At 67.6% G+C, this 275-nt stretch carries 1 pseudogene; it reads left to right on the top strand.

Going from position 1 to position 275, the window contains the following annotated elements:
• Positions 1-55 precede the first annotated feature (55 nt).
• Positions 56-275, top strand: a pseudogene (locus RMT89_RS42855) (site-specific integrase); the annotation flags it as partial.

The raw sequence follows: 275 nt of genomic DNA, 5'->3' as shown, positions 1-275 counted from the left end.
CAAATATCCGATCCTCTCGCCCCGCGTGCATCTAACGTGCACTAGTGTGGTCAGCATGGCACGCACTCGCCGAGCATTCGGCACCCTCCGCAGACTCCCCTCAGACCGCTACCAGGCCAGCTATATCGGCCCCGACGGGCAGCGTCACCGAGCACCCTCCACCTACCTCCTGCGCTCCGACGCCGAGGCATGGCTCCGCGATGAGGAGATCGCCATCGACCGGGGCACATGGATCGCTCCCAGCGTCCGCGCCCCCGAGGTCGCCGCCGTCACCC

Source organism: Streptomyces sp. P17 (assembly GCF_032436805.1).
Lineage (GTDB): Bacteria > Actinomycetota > Actinomycetes > Streptomycetales > Streptomycetaceae > Streptomyces.
This window is presented reverse-complemented; position numbering and strand designations above follow the sequence as displayed.